Source organism: Micromonospora sp. WMMD736 (assembly GCF_049179015.1).
Lineage (GTDB): Bacteria > Actinomycetota > Actinomycetes > Mycobacteriales > Micromonosporaceae > Micromonospora.
In genome coordinates this window covers 6,849,740-6,863,127 of the sequence record NZ_JBMHMI010000001.1, presented here as the reverse complement: position 1 = coordinate 6,863,127, position 13,388 = coordinate 6,849,740, and the positions used below count along the sequence as shown (strand labels likewise).

The 13,388-nt window shown below is 72.6% G+C and carries 12 protein-coding genes; 2 read left to right on the top strand and 10 right to left on the bottom strand.

The annotated features are described in order from the left end of the window. Nucleotides 1-87: 87 nt before the first annotated feature. From ACN269_RS31235 to ruvC, 7 genes are all read right to left on the bottom strand, one after another. Nucleotides 88-654 (bottom strand): adenine phosphoribosyltransferase, encoded by a 567-nt coding sequence (locus ACN269_RS31235; RefSeq protein ID WP_421475881.1) that lies wholly within the window; start codon nucleotides 652-654, stop codon nucleotides 88-90. A 152-nt stretch (nucleotides 655-806) separates the two neighbouring features. Next, complete coding sequence (secF, locus tag ACN269_RS31230) at nucleotides 807-1,997, bottom strand: protein translocase subunit SecF (protein ID WP_421475879.1); 1,191 nt, start codon at nucleotides 1,995-1,997, stop codon at nucleotides 807-809. A gap of 1 nt (nucleotide 1,998) precedes the next feature. Then, nucleotides 1,999-3,912 (bottom strand): protein translocase subunit SecD, encoded by a 1,914-nt coding sequence (secD, locus tag ACN269_RS31225; protein WP_421475877.1) that lies wholly within the window; start codon nucleotides 3,910-3,912, stop codon nucleotides 1,999-2,001. Nucleotides 3,913-4,190: 278 nt separating this feature from the next. Then, on the bottom strand, nucleotides 4,191-4,529 hold the full coding sequence (yajC, locus tag ACN269_RS31220; protein ID WP_421475875.1) for a preprotein translocase subunit YajC: 339 nt from the start codon (nucleotides 4,527-4,529) through the stop codon (nucleotides 4,191-4,193). A gap of 139 nt (nucleotides 4,530-4,668) precedes the next feature. Continuing rightward, nucleotides 4,669-5,736 (bottom strand): Holliday junction branch migration DNA helicase RuvB, encoded by a 1,068-nt coding sequence (gene ruvB / locus ACN269_RS31215; RefSeq protein ID WP_355053640.1) that lies wholly within the window; start codon nucleotides 5,734-5,736, stop codon nucleotides 4,669-4,671. Further along, nucleotides 5,733-6,335 (bottom strand): Holliday junction branch migration protein RuvA, encoded by a 603-nt coding sequence (ruvA, locus tag ACN269_RS31210; protein ID WP_421475873.1) that lies wholly within the window; start codon nucleotides 6,333-6,335, stop codon nucleotides 5,733-5,735. The genes ruvB and ruvA overlap by 4 nt, the downstream gene beginning before the upstream one ends. Then, on the bottom strand, nucleotides 6,332-6,859 hold the full coding sequence (ruvC, locus tag ACN269_RS31205; RefSeq protein WP_421475871.1) for a crossover junction endodeoxyribonuclease RuvC: 528 nt from the start codon (nucleotides 6,857-6,859) through the stop codon (nucleotides 6,332-6,334). Before ruvC ends, ruvA begins: the two co-directional genes overlap by 4 nt. Before the next feature lie 756 nt (nucleotides 6,860-7,615). On the opposite strand from ruvC, the gene ACN269_RS31200 reads away from it, so the two are divergent. Further along, complete coding sequence (locus ACN269_RS31200; protein ID WP_421475869.1) at nucleotides 7,616-8,398, top strand: 3-hydroxybutyrate dehydrogenase; 783 nt, start codon at nucleotides 7,616-7,618, stop codon at nucleotides 8,396-8,398. Nucleotides 8,399-8,412: 14 nt separating this feature from the next. Next, on the top strand, nucleotides 8,413-10,332 hold the full coding sequence (locus ACN269_RS31195) for a helix-turn-helix domain-containing protein (RefSeq protein WP_421475867.1): 1,920 nt from the start codon (nucleotides 8,413-8,415) through the stop codon (nucleotides 10,330-10,332). A 62-nt stretch (nucleotides 10,333-10,394) separates the two neighbouring features. On the opposite strand, the gene ACN269_RS31190 is transcribed toward ACN269_RS31195, so the two are convergent. The 3 genes from ACN269_RS31190 to ACN269_RS31180 all read right to left on the bottom strand — a co-directional run bounded on the left by ACN269_RS31190 (nucleotide 10,395) and on the right by ACN269_RS31180 (nucleotide 13,358). Further along, nucleotides 10,395-11,003, bottom strand: a complete 609-nt coding sequence (locus tag ACN269_RS31190; RefSeq protein WP_421475865.1) for a TetR/AcrR family transcriptional regulator — start codon at nucleotides 11,001-11,003, stop codon at nucleotides 10,395-10,397. Between the two features lie 11 nt (nucleotides 11,004-11,014). Next, entirely contained in the window at nucleotides 11,015-12,583 is a 1,569-nt protein-coding gene (locus ACN269_RS31185; protein ID WP_421475863.1) for an MFS transporter, read from the bottom strand. A 121-nt stretch (nucleotides 12,584-12,704) separates the two neighbouring features. Continuing rightward, on the bottom strand, nucleotides 12,705-13,358 hold the full coding sequence (locus tag ACN269_RS31180; protein ID WP_421475862.1) for a transcriptional regulator: 654 nt from the start codon (nucleotides 13,356-13,358) through the stop codon (nucleotides 12,705-12,707). Nucleotides 13,359-13,388 lie beyond the last annotated feature (30 nt).

The window sequence follows — 13,388 nt, the reverse complement described above, 5'->3', positions numbered from 1 at the left end:
CTGACCGGGCCCCGGCTGCGCCGGTCGGCACGACCGGTCGACCCGGAACGTGGGCGCGTCCCCGTCCCGGCAGGGGCGCGGCAGGGATCAAACGGTCAGAAGGGCATGGACCGGACGCGGCGTCAGTCGCTCCCGCGCGCCCAGGAAGGCGAGCTCCAACAGGACGGTGAAGCCCGTCACCGTACCGCCCGCGCGCTCGACCAGGTCCAACGTCGCCTCGGCGGTACCCCCGGTCGCCAGCACGTCGTCGACGACGAGCACCCGGTGGCCGGCGGTGAAGGCGTCCTCGTGCACCTCGAGGGTGGCGTCGCCGTACTCGAGGGCGTACGAGACCGAGTGCGCCGGGCGGGGCAACTTGCCGGCTTTGCGTACCGGCACCACACCCACCCCGGCCGCGTACGCCACGGCCGCCGCGACGACGAACCCCCGCGCCTCGATGCCGACCACCACGTCGAACGAGTCCCGCCCGTGGTACGCGACGATCCCGTCGACGACCTCGCGGAACGCCTTCCCGTCGGCGAACAGCGGCATCAGGTCCTTGAACAGGACACCGGGCTTGGGGAAGTCCGGCACGTCCAACACCCGGCTGGCGACCAGTCGGGCGGCCTCCGGGCCGCTGTCCCCACGCGGGGCGTTGCTGTGGGTCTCCGTCACGGCTGTTGCGTTCCCTTCCAACGACGACGGCGTCCGGCTTGCTGCTCGCACAGCATGCCGGACGCCGTCCGGGCGTTTCCTCCCGGGTCAGCCCCGGGGTCGGTCAGCGCCGTTTGGCGCTCGGGCTCCGGGCCGGTGGGCGCCGGGGTCGGTCAGCGGCGCTTGGCGCCACCGGGCCGGTTACCGCCGCCGCCGGGGCGACCGCCCCGCGCGCCGGTCGGCCGCTTGCCCGCCGGTCGCGAACCCACCTTCGGGGCCGCGCCGGCCAGCGCCGCGGAGTCCGGGTCGATCACGTCGGCGGCGTCGCCGTCGACCGGGGTCGGTGCGACCTTGCCGGTGGTCTCGCCACGGCCCGACGTGCCCCGGCGGGCCTGTACCCGCTTGTTGTGCGCCTGGATGCGCGGGTCGTAGTTCTTCAGCAGCGCCAGCAGTGGCGTCGCCACCAGGATGGAGGTCAGGAACGCCACCGCCATACCGACGAACAGCACCAGACCCAGGTCCTTCAGGGTGCCCGCGCCGAGCAGGCCGGCGCCGATGAAGAGCAGACCACCGACGGGCAGCAGCGCCACCACGGAGGTGTTCAGCGACCGCATGAGGCTCTGGTTGACGGCCAGGTTGGCCGCCTCGCCGTACGTCATGTTGTTGTTGGCGGTGATGCCCCGCGTGTTCTCCTGCACCTTGTCGAAGACCACCACCACGTCGTAGAGCGCGAAGCCCAGGATCGTGAGGAAGCCGATGATCGTCGACGGGGTGACCTCGAAGCCGACGAGCGAGTAGATGCCGGCGGTGAGGATCAGGTTCATGAACAGCGACGAGACCGCGGCCACGGCCATCCGCCACTCGAAGCGCAGGATCAGGTAGACCATCACCAGCGCGATGAAGATGACCAGGCCGAGCACGGCGCGCTCGGTCACCTGGCTGCCCCACGCCTCGCTGACCTGGTTGCTGCTGATCTCCTTGACGTCGATGTTCAGGTCGTCGGCGACCTTGGCCTTGACCGCGTTGGCCTGCTCGACGGTGAGCTGCGGCGTCCGCAGCTCGTACGAGTCGCCACCCGGGCCGCCGACCTTCTGCGTGGTGGCGACCTTGACACCGGTGTTCTCGGCCGCGAGGGCCGAGTTGACCTCGCGCTCGGCGTCGTCAAGCGTGCCGACGCTGGCCGGCACCTGGAACGAGTTACCGCCGGCGAACTCGATGCCGAGGCTGAAACCGCGGAGCGCGAAGCTGAGGATCGCGACCAGGATCAGGACACCGGCGACACCGAACCACAGCTTGCGGCGGCCGACGATGTTGAGACCGGCCTCGCCGTTGTAGAGGCGGCTCGCCAAACCGTTTTGAGCCATCTCAGGCCTCCTTGGCGCGCGGGTTGCGGGGCTGAGTCTGCTGGCTACGGGCCGGAAGTGCCCGGCCCAGGCCGCTGACCCGCGGGGACAGGAACGCCCGGGTCCGGGCGAACATCGTCATGATCGGGTGCCGGAAGAGGAAGACCACGACCAGGTCCAGCACCGTGGCCAGGCCGAGCGCGAACGCGAAGCCCTTGACCGTGCCGACCGAGACCACGTAGAGCACCACCGCAGAGAGCAACGTGATCGCGTTGGCCGAGATGATCGTCCGGCGGGCCCGGATCCAGGCGCGGGGCACCGCGCTGCGTGGGCTGCGCCCCTCTCTGATCTCGTCCTTGAGTCGTTCGAAGTAGATGACGAACGAGTCCGCCGCCACACCGAGCGACACGATCATGCCGGCGATACCGGCGAGGGTGAGCGTGAAGCCGATCTGCCGGCCGAGCACCACCAGCGCGCCGAAGACCAGCAGTGCGGAGAGGATGAGGCTCAGGAAGATGACCGAGCCGAGCAGCCGGTAGTAGAAGAACGCGTAGATGATGACCAGCAGCATGCCGATGCCGGCCGCGAGCAGACCGGCCCGCAGGTGGCTGGCGCCCAGGGTCGCGGTGACGTTCTGCGCCTCCTGCTGCTCGAACGTCACCGGCAGCGCGCCGTAGCGGAGCTGGCTCGCGAGGGTACTGGCGTCCTTCTGGGTGAACTGGCCGGTGATCTGCGAGTTGCCGGTCAGCACACCCTGGATCTCCGGCGAGGACACGATCTCGTTGTCCAGCACGACGGCCACCCGGCACTTGCCGTCCTGGCCGAGGGCGGTCGCGTCACAGGCCTGACCCTCGTTGGTGAACGCCTCGCGGGTGAGCGCCGTCCACTTGCCCTGGCCGTCGCCGGTGAAGTCGAGGCTGACCACCCAGGAGTTGGCCTGGTCGAGCACCGCGTCGGCGTCGTTCACGTCGGTACCCAGCACCTTGGCCTGGTCGAGCAGGTACTTCGACACGCCGTCCTCGCAGGAGACGACCTGCTGCTTCGGGTCGGAGATCGACGCCGGCGGGCGCTTGTCGAGCTGCGCGCACCCGATCGTCGGCACGTTGAACTGCATCTGCGCCGGCAGCACGGCCACCTCTTGCGGGCTCAGCGTGCCGAACGGCTTGAGCTTGTCGCCCAGGGACGGGTCGGCGCTCAGGTCGGCGGGGGCCTGCAGCCCGCTCGCGGCCTGCCAGGCGGCGGCCCCGACCTTCTGCTCGACAGCCTTGCGCTGCTCCTCGATGCTCGCGGGCACCGGCTCGGCGCTGGCGCTCGCCGACGGCGCGGCACTCGCCGACGCCGACGGGGTCGGCGTGGCGCTGGCGGACGGCGCGGGCGCCATCCCGCCCTGCCCGCCGCTGGCCGACGGGCTGACCTTCGCCGCGCCGGTCGCCGACGGGGTCACCTTCGGCGCGGCGCTGCCCGACGGGGCGCCGGACGGCGGCGCGGCGCTCGGGGTCGGCGTGGCGGCCGGCGGCGCGGCGGCCGTCCCGCTGCCGTCTGCGGCCTTGAGCACCTTGCGGAAGCGCAGCTCGGCGGCGCTGCCCACGTCGGTGAGGTCCCGGTTCTCACCGGGCAGGGAGATGACGATGTTCCGGTTGCCCTCGGTGACCACCTCGGCCTCGGCCACGCCGAACGCGTTGACCCGGCTCTCGATGATCTGGCGGGCCTCCTCGAGGTTCTCCGCCGTCGGGGGCTTGCCGTCGACGGAGTTGGTCGCCTCCAGCGTGACCCGGGTGCCGCCGATCAGGTCCAGGCCGAGCCGTGGCTCCAGCCGGTCCTTGAAGCTGCCGCTGGCACCGCCCGCGAAGAACACCAGAAGGTAGAGGACGACGAAGATGAGCCCGAGCACGGCGAGTTGCCGGCCGGGGCGCATCTGTCCCTGAGGTGGTGCCACGGTTGTCCTGTCTCCCTGTACGGTCGCGCCGCTGCGCGCGGCGGCGGCGAGTGTCGGGCCGGGGGTTCCGGCCAACGATCTGACCTGGGTCGGCGGGGTGCCGACACAGTGGCCGGACACGCCGGCACGGAGACGCCGACGGCCACGGGAACGTGCCGACGCCCGGCGTCGACCCAACTATCCAGTTTTCACGTCACATCCGCTGCCCCGTCGGGCGCGGCGCCCCGGGGAGTCGGCCGGCCGGCCGTACCGCCGGAACCGTCGCCCCCGCGGGAGGGTCACTCCTTGACGGTGTCCGCGTCCTCGGTGACCGGCTCGCTCGGCAGCTCGGCGCGGGTGACCACCCGGGCGATGGCCGGCCGGGCGTACCGGGTCTGGACGCCCGGAGCGATCTCGAGCAGGACGGCGTCGTCCTCGACACCGGTGACCGTGCCGTAGAGCCCTCCGATGGTGACCACCTCGTCGCCCGGTCCGAGCGCGGACTGCATGGCCTCGGCTTCGCGACGACGCTTCTGCTGGGGACGGATCATCATGAAGTACATGACGCCGAAGAGCAGAGCGATCATCAGGATCGGCGTGAAGCCGCCGGCCCCACCACCCGCTGCAAGGTATTGCACGGTTACTGCCTTCCGATTGGTCTCCTGACCGGCACGGGGGGTGCCGGAGCGGAGGCGGATTCTCACGTCCTGTACAGACCGCGGCGAAGTCTAATCCCTGCACCTGAGAACACCGAATGCGGCACAGATCACGTTCACATTACGGCTGATCGGTATCCACGGAGAACAGATCGGGTGCTGGCGGGACATCCGCACCAAATGTACCATTCGGCGGCGTACGCCCCAGATGCAGCCAGGCGGCCTCCGTGGCCACCCGCCCGCGCGGCGTACGCGCCAACAGGCCGGCACGCACCAGGAACGGCTCGCAGACCTCCTCGACCGTGTCCGGCTGCTCCCCCACCGCCACGGCGAGAGTGGACAGCCCGACCGGGCCACCCCGGAACGAGTCCACCAGTGCGGTCAGCACCGCCCGGTCCAACCGGTCCAGGCCCAGCGCGTCGACGTCGTACACCGTGAGGGCCTTGCGGGCGGTGCCGAGGGTGACCACACCGTCGGCACGGACCTCCGCGTAGTCACGGACCCGGCGCAACAACCGGTTGGCGATCCGGGGCGTGCCCCGGGAGCGACCGGCGATCTCGGCCGCGCCGTCCGGGGTGATCGGCACCCCGAGGATGCGCGCCGAACGGTGCAGCAGCGTCTCCAGGTCCGCCGGGGCGTAGAAGTCGAGGTGCGCGACGAAGCCGAACCGGTCCCGCATGGGCCCGGTCAACAGACCCGAGCGGGTGGTCGCGCCGACCAGGGTGAACGGCTCGACGTCCAGCGGGATCGCGGTCGCGCCCGGTCCCTTGCCGACCACCACGTCGACCCGGAAGTCCTCCATCGCGCTGTAGAGCAGCTCCTCCGCCGGACGGGCGATCCGGTGGATCTCGTCGATGAAGAGCACGTCGCCCTCGGCGAGACTGGTCAGGATCGCCGCCAGGTCACCCGACCGTTCGATCGCCGGGCCGCTGGTCACCCGGATGCCCGCGCCCAGCTCGGCGGCGACGATGTTGGCAAGGCTCGTCTTGCCCAGCCCGGGCGGCCCGGAGAGCAGGATGTGGTCCGGCGGAGACCCCCGCCGCATCGCGCCCTGCAACAGCAGGTCGAGCTGGTCACGCACCCGGTCCTGGGCGATGAACTCCGCCAGCCGCCGAGGCCGGACGGTGGCCTCCGCGTCCCGCTCGGCATCGCTGACGTACGCCGAGACGAGCCCGTCGGTCTCGCTCATCGGGTACGGCCCAGCAGCCGGATGGCCTGCTTGAGCAGGACCGGCACCGGCGGGGTGGCCCCGTCGATCGTCTCCGCCACGGCGGCCACCGCCTGGTCCGCCTGCCCGGCCGTCCAGCCCAGACCGACAAGCGCCTGCCGGACCTGGTCGGGCCACGCGCCGCCGGTCACGCCGCCGGCCCCGTCGGCGCCGATCGAGACCGGGCCGATGCGGTCGCGCAGCTCCAGCACCAGGCGCTCGGCGCCCTTCTTGCCGATCCCGGGCACCCGGGTCAGCGCGGCGGTGTCGGCGTTGGCGATGGCCTTGCGCACCGCGTCCGGCGTGTGCACGGCCAGCACGGCCTGGGCCAGCCGCGGACCGACCCCACTCGCGGTCTGCAACAGCTCGAACAGCGCCTTGGCGTCGTCGTCGGCGAACCCGTACAGGGTCAGCGAGTCCTCCCGGACCACCAGGCTGGTCGCCAGCCGCGCCGGCTGCCCCACCCGCAGCTCGGCGAGCGTCCCGGGCGCGCAGTGCACGGCCAGGCCGACCCCGCCGACCTCGATCACGGCCAGATCCGGACCCGTCGCGGTCACCGTGCCGCGCACGCTGGCGATCATCGTGCTCCTCCTCGTCGTGCCCGGTCGGCCGCGGCGGCCAGCTTGGAGCGGGTGCCGCCGCGCCACACGTGGCAGATGGCCAGGGCGAGCGCGTCGGCGGCGTCCGCCGGTTTCGGCGGCTCGGCCAACCGCAGCAGCCGGGTCACCATCGCGGTCATCTGCGCCTTGTCGGCCTGACCGGAACCGGTCACCGCCGCCTTCACCTCGCTCGGGGTGTACGTCTGCACCGGCAACCCGGCCCGCGCCCCGGCCAGCACCGCGATGCCGCTGGCCTGGGCGGTGCCCATCACCGTACGGACATTGTGCTGACTGAACACCCGCTCGACGGCCACGCTCTCCGGCCGGTGCTCGGCGACCAGCCCGCTCAGCGACCGGTCCAGGTGCAGCAGCCGCAACGCCAGGTCGTCGGCCGGGTCGGTGTAGACCACGTAGTAGGCGACAAGCGTGCAGGGCCGGCCGGGCACGCCCTCGACGACGCCTACCCCACAGCGCGTCAACCCCGGGTCGACCCCCAGCACCCGCACGCCGCCCCCTCCCCCAGTACGTGTGTTCGACACCCTAACCCCCACCCTCCCCCACCGCCCCCACGGGACACGCCCCGCGGCCCCGCGCCCCACGCGCCACGCGCCCCACGCCCACGCCCACGCCCACGCCCACGCCCACGCCCACGCCCAGATCGTCACAACATCGGGGAAGTTGCTGCCTCAGCCGCGCCGGAAACAGCAACATCGGGGAAGTTGAGCAGATCTTGGCGGCGCGACCCACGATCGCGGTACGGCACGGACGGCATGGCACGGGCCAACGCCCTGCACGGCCCAAGGTCAGGCTCGATCCTGGATCTAGTTGCCTCTTCGACCGGCCGACACCACTACATCCTGGATGCAGCGTGATCTTGCCGACGGCCAGGCATACCGGCGGGCCGGCAGGCCCGGGCCGGGCAGCGCAGACACCCAGACGCCAGGAGGCAGGCGGCAGGCGGCAGGCGCACATTTCGACGGCCAGGCGGGCCAGCGGGCCAGCAGGCCGGCGGGCCGGCGGGCCGGCGGGCCGGCGGCAGACGCCCGGCGGCAGACCGCAGGCACAGGCCGCAGGCGTCCCAGACGGGCCAGCGGCGGGCGGCACGGGCCAACGGCGGGCGGCACGGGCCAACGGCGGGCGGCACGGGCGAGCCGGTGGCCAGCCGGGCGGCGCGGTTCGCCGGAAGGGCACACAGCTTTGCCCGGGAGTATGTGGCTCCGGCCCATGTGCCGACGGACACACAGCTCGTAACTTCTTGCGCCATGACGGCAGAACCCGTGGCGGTCCCCCACGTCGTACAGGTCGACCTCGCCGGTCGGACCGCCCTGGTCACCGGTGGCGGCAGCGGCATCGGGCGGGCGTGCGCCCTGCGGCTCGGCGCGGCCGGCGCGAAGGTGCTCGTGGTGGACCGCAACCTGGAGGCGGCCAAGGCCGTCGCCGCCCAGGCCGGCGGACGCGCTGAGGGCGTGGACCTGGCCGACGCGGCTGCCGTGGACGCCCTCGACGCGGACGTCGACATCGTGGTGAACAACGCGGGGCTCCAGCATGTGGCGCCGGTGCAGGACTTTCCCGTCGAGCGATTCGAGTACATCCAGCGGGTGATGGTGGAGGCGCCGTTCCTGCTGATCCGCCGGGCGCTGCCGCACATGTACGCCCGGGGCTGGGGTCGGATCGTCAACATCTCGTCGGTGCACGGTCTGCGCGCTTCGCCGTACAAGGCGGCGTACGTGTCGGCGAAGCACGCCCTGGAAGGGCTGTCGAAGGTGGTGGCGCTGGAGGGGGCCGCGTACGGGGTGACCGCCAACTGCATCAACCCCGCGTACGTGCGGACCGCTCTGGTGGAGAGCCAGATCGCCGATCAGGCGGCCAGCCACGGTATCGAGGAGGCCGAGGTCGTCGAGAAGATCATGCTGGCCCGGGCGGCCGTCAAACGGCTGATCGAACCGGAGGAGGTGGCCGAGTTGCTGGCGTACCTCTGCTCGCCGCCCGCGGCCTTCATCACCGGCGCGTCGATCGCGCTCGACGGGGGCTGGACGGCCAACTAGTGGGTCCGCGCACAATGTCGACCATGTCGTCGCCGGTGGAGTTCCTGGAACTGCTCGCCCGCGAGGCCGCCGCGGTGGAGTTCGAGGGCCCGCTGGTGGCCGCGCGGGCCGCGGGTGTGCCGCCGGACCGGCTGGCCGAGTTGGAGCAGGCCAAGACGGTGGCGTTGCGGGTCCGTGCGCTGTTGGAGCGCCGTCGTCGTCGGGAGACCGAGCTGTCCGGCCTGTACGACACGGTCAGTGACCTGGCGGGGCTGCGCGACCTGGACGACGTGCTGCGGGCGATCGTGCACCGGGCGCGCAACCTACTCGGCGCCGACGTGGCGTACATGACGCTCAACGACGACGATCGCGGCGACACGTACATGCGGGTGACCGACGGGTCCGTGTCGGCCCGCTTCCAGCGGTTGCGGCTGCCGATGGGCGCCGGCCTCGGTGGTCTGGTGGCGCAGTCCGGCGCGCCGTACGTCACCGCCAACTACGGCGAGGACGCGCGCTTCCACCACACCGGTGAGATCGACGCCGGTGTGGGCGAGGAGGGCCTGGTGGCGATCCTCGGGGTGCCGCTGCGGCTCGGCTCCACCTCGATCGGGGTGCTCTACTCGGCCAACCGCTCGGCCCGACCGTTCGCCCGGGAGGAGGTGGCGTTGCTGGTCTCCCTGGCCGCGCACGCCGCGGTGGCGATCGACACGGCCCGGCTGCTGACCGAGACCCGTTCGGCGCTGGCCGAGTTGTCGGCGGCGAACACCACCATCCGGGCGCACAGCAGTTCGGTGGAGCGGGCCGCGGCGGCGCACGACCGGATGACGGCGCTGGTGCTGCGCGGCGGCGGCGTGGAGGACGTGGCGGCGGCGGTGACCGACGTGCTGGGTGGGGCGCTGTTGGCGTTGGACGCCGAGGGTCGCCTGCTGGCCCGGGTCGGCGAGATCGACGAGCCGGAGCGGGCGGACATCGTCGAGGCGGTGGCCGCGTCCCGGACGGAGGGGCGCAGCGTCCGTCGTGGTCCGCTGTGGTACGCGGCGGTGGTCGCCGGCACCGAGAACCTGGGCGCGCTGGTGTTGCGTCCCAACGACGAGTTGGTCGACGCGGACCAGCGCATCCTGGAGCGGGCCGCGCTCGTGACCGCTCTGCTGCTGCTGTTCCGTCGGACGGTGGCCGAGGCGGAGGGCCGGGTCCGGGGCGAGTTGCTGGACGATCTGATCGCCCGGCCGCTGCGCGACACCGACGCGCTGCGCAGCCGGGCCCGTCGGCTCGGTGTGGACCTGGACGCGCCGCACGTCCTGGTGGCGGTGGGCGACGATGCGATCGCGGCGACCGGCTCGGCACGGCAGCGGGTGCTCTCCTGGGCCACCACGTACGCCTCGGCACGGGGTGGCCTGGCGGCGGCGCGCGACGGTCGGGTGGTGCTGATGCTGCCGGGTCAGGACGCCGGCGGCAGCGCCCGCGCGGTGGCGCGGGACCTGTCGCGGGTGACGGGCCGGCCGGTGACCGCCGGGGCGAGCGGCCCGGCGACCGGGCCGGGTGCGCTGGCGGGGACGTTCCACGAGGCGGACCGCTGCCTGACCGCCCTCGGCGCGCTGGGCCGCGCCGGGCAGGGGGCGAGCACCGCCGAGTTGGGCTTCGTCGGGCTGCTGCTGGGCACGGTGGGTGACCGGGGCGACCGGGACGTGGCGCGGTTCCTCACCACCACCGTCGGGCCGGTCGTCGACTACGACGCCCGGCGGGGGACGGCGCTGGTGAAGACGCTGGAGGCGTACTTCGGGGTGGGGGGCAGCCTGGCCCGGGCCGCCGAGCAACTGCACGTGCACGTCAACACGGTCACGCAGCGGCTGGAGCGGGTCGGGCAGCTGCTCGGCGCGGACTGGCAGCGCCCCGAGCGGGCGTTGGAGGTGCAGTTGGCGCTGCGCCTGCACCGGCTGCGCGCCCCGGCGGACTGACCCGACGCTCAGGGCCGCGCCAGCGAGACCGCCCGCCGGCCCGGCCGGGGCGCGGGGTCGGCTCAGCGGGCCCTGATGCCCTCGAGGACGGCGTCGACGACCTGCGTGGGCAGCGTGCGGTCGTCCAGCTCGGGGTTCCACTGGAGTACCCGTTGGATCAGCATCGGCCCGGTGAGCAGTGCCATGGTGACCTCGATGTCGATGTCGGGCCGGAGCAGCCCTTCGTCGATGCCGCGCCGCAGCACCTCGCGCATGAGCTGCCGCCGGGGCTCGATGATGTTCTGGTACAGCTGGAACTGGTCCGGGCTGCGGTTCACGGCCGGCACCAGGCACGGCATGATCTTGGCCGCGCGGCTGTCGACGTTCTGGCCGACCGCGCCGACCAGCACGAGCAGGTCGTCGCGGACGGAGTGACCGGCCGGCTGCGGCATGATGCCCTTGAGTCGGCGCAGCGCGTCGATCAACAGCGCGTCCTTGCCGGCCCAGCGGCGGTAGATGGTGGCCTTGCCGACGCCGGCGCGGCTGGCGATCGCCTCGATCGAGAGCGCCTCGATGGTGCTGCCCTCGGCGAGCAGGTCGAGGGTCGCCTCGACGATCGCCTCGTCGGCGCGGAGGCTCCGCGGTCGCCCGGGCGACCGCGGAGCATCGGCGGTGGAGGTCATGTCGGACATTGTTCCCGAACCTAGGCCGTGCCGGCCAACTCGGGCTCGGTGGCGGGCTTCGCCGACGCCGGCGGCAGGGCATCGCGGCCCGGCATCCAGCGCAGGACCACCAGCATGCCGAGAGCGGCGACGATCGCGGACAGCGCCGCCGCCCAGTGCATGGCCGTGACGAAGGCGTCGTTGGCCGCCGAGATCAGCGTGGGCGCCGCGGGGCCGAGTTGGCCGGCGGCCGCGTACGCCCCGGAGATCGACTCGTTGGCCGCGTCCTGTGCCTTCGCGGGCAGGCCGGTCAGCGCGTCGCTGACGTCGCTGCGGTAGACCGCGCTGAGCACCGAGCCGAGGACCGCCACGCCGAGCGCGCCGGCCACCTGGCGGACGGTGTTGCTCACCGCCGAGCCCACGCCGGCCTTCTCGCGCGGAAGCGCCGACATGATGGACTCGGTGGCCGGCGGCATGATGTTGGCCATTCCGACGCCCTGGATGAAGAAGACGACCAGCACCAGCCAGATCGGGGTGGACGCGCCGATGAAGGCGAACGCGGCCAGCGCCACGACCGTCAGTCCCAGCCCGACGGCGGCGACCGCCCGGCCACCGTAGCGGCGGACCATCGCGGCGCTGCGCGGCGCGAAGATCAGCTGGGCCCCGGCGAAGGGCAGGAAGAGCAGGCCGGTCTGCAGCGGGCTGTAGTCACGCACCAGCTGCAGGTAGAAGGAGCTGAAGAACATCACGCCCATCGCGGCGAAGAACACCAGGCCGACGATGGCCACCGGCGCGGCGAACCGGGGCACCTTGAACAGGCGGACGTCGAGTGACGGGTGGTCGGAGCGGAGTTCGTGCCGCACGAACCAGGCCAGCACGGCGAGGCCCAGCAGGATCGAGCCCCAGGCCACGGGACGGTCGAAGCCGTGCTCGCCACCGTCGATGATGCCGTAGGAGAGGGCCACCAGGCCGACCACGGAGAGCAGGACGCCGAGCAGGTCGACGCGGCCGGGGCGCGGGTCACGCGACTCGGGGACGAGCAGCGCCACCAGGATCACGCCGGCGGCGACCACCGGGACGTTGATCAGGAAGACCGAGCCCCACCAGAAGTGCTCCAGCAGCGTGCCGCCGAGGATCGGGCCGATCGCCACGGCCAGGCCGACCGCGCCGGCCCAGACGCCGATGGCCCGGCCGCGCTCGCGGGGGTCGAAGACGTTGGAGATGATCGAGAGCGTCACCGGCATGATGGCCGCGCCGCCGACCCCCATGAGGGCGCGGGCCGCGATGAGCTGCGCGGGGCTGTCGGCGTACGCCGAGAGCAGCGACGCCAGGCCGAACAGCGCCAGACCGATCATCAGGAAGCGCTTGCGGCCGGCGCGGTCGCCGAGCACGCCGAAGGTGAACAGCAGGCCGGCGAAGACCAGCGTGTAGGAGTTGATCGCCCACTCCAGCTCGCCCTGGCTGGCGCCGAGGCCGTGCACCGGGTCGGCCAGGGTGCGTAGGGCGACGTTGAGGATCGTGTTGTCGAGGACGACGACGAGGAGGCTGATCACCAGCACCCCCAGGATCGCCCACCTCCTCGGGTGTCCGGTGTTGTCGTGCAGCTCCATGCCCGGTTCTCCCCCCGGTTGCACCCGTTCCGCAATACGATACGGGCCAGACTCGTAACGGCGAACAGCCTACGACCGCCATTAACGATACGGCACTGTTTCGTATCGGAAGTGGTCCGCGTCACGTCTCGGCCCGACGCCGCTCCCCCTGCTCCGGCCAGCCCAGACAGGCGGCCACGGCGGCCGGCAACGCGGCCAGGTGGGCCGTGGGGGCGGCGAGCGGTTCGATCCAGCCCGGCCCGGCACCGTAGACGCGCAGGCCGGGGAAGTCGCGGGCGAAGCGCACCAGACGGTACGCACGGCCGGTGACCGGCGTCTGCGACCACACCACAACGGTGTACGGGCCAGCGCGGCGAACGGCGCTGCTCAGCGCGGACCACGGCAGCGCGGGCCCCAGGTGCAGGCAGCCACGCCCCCGCTCCCGCAGCGCCGCGGCGAGGGCGTGCAGACCGAGCGAGTGCGCCTCCCGCTCGGCGCCGGCCAGCAGCACGCCGCCGGTCGGCAGCGACCGCCCGGGTTCCCGGCGGTACACGTCCAGCCCGACCCGGACGCCCTCGGACAGGGCGTGTTCCACGGCGATCTCGGCGGCGTCACGCCCGGACAGTGGCGCCAGCAGCGGCTGGCAGACCTGTTCCCAGAGCGCCGACACGCCCCACTCGGCCGCCAGCTCGAGGATCAGCGAGGCGACACGGTTACCGTCCAGGTCCTCGGCCGCCAGCGAAACCCGCTTGAGCGCGGTCTGCACGGCGTCGGCCGGCATCGGATCGGTCAGCACAGACGTACCCCCGGGTCGGTGTTTCTCTAC

Excerpts from the sequence above, each read along its gene's own strand:
- secF (WP_421475879.1), bottom strand. The coding sequence starts at position 1,997 with ATGGCTCAAAACGGTTTGGCGAGCCGCCTCTACAACGGCGAGGCCGGT.
- ruvB (WP_355053640.1), bottom strand. The coding sequence starts at position 5,736 with ATGAGCGAGACCGACGGGCTCGTCTCGGCGTACGTCAGCGATGCCGAG.
- ruvA (WP_421475873.1), bottom strand. The coding sequence starts at position 6,335 with ATGATCGCCAGCGTGCGCGGCACGGTGACCGCGACGGGTCCGGATCTG.
- ACN269_RS31200 (WP_421475869.1), top strand. The coding sequence starts at position 7,616 with ATGACGGCAGAACCCGTGGCGGTCCCCCACGTCGTACAGGTCGACCTC.
- ACN269_RS31195 (WP_421475867.1), top strand. The coding sequence starts at position 8,413 with ATGTCGACCATGTCGTCGCCGGTGGAGTTCCTGGAACTGCTCGCCCGC.
- ACN269_RS31190 (WP_421475865.1), bottom strand. The coding sequence starts at position 11,003 with ATGTCCGACATGACCTCCACCGCCGATGCTCCGCGGTCGCCCGGGCGA.
- ACN269_RS31185 (WP_421475863.1), bottom strand. The coding sequence starts at position 12,583 with ATGGAGCTGCACGACAACACCGGACACCCGAGGAGGTGGGCGATCCTG.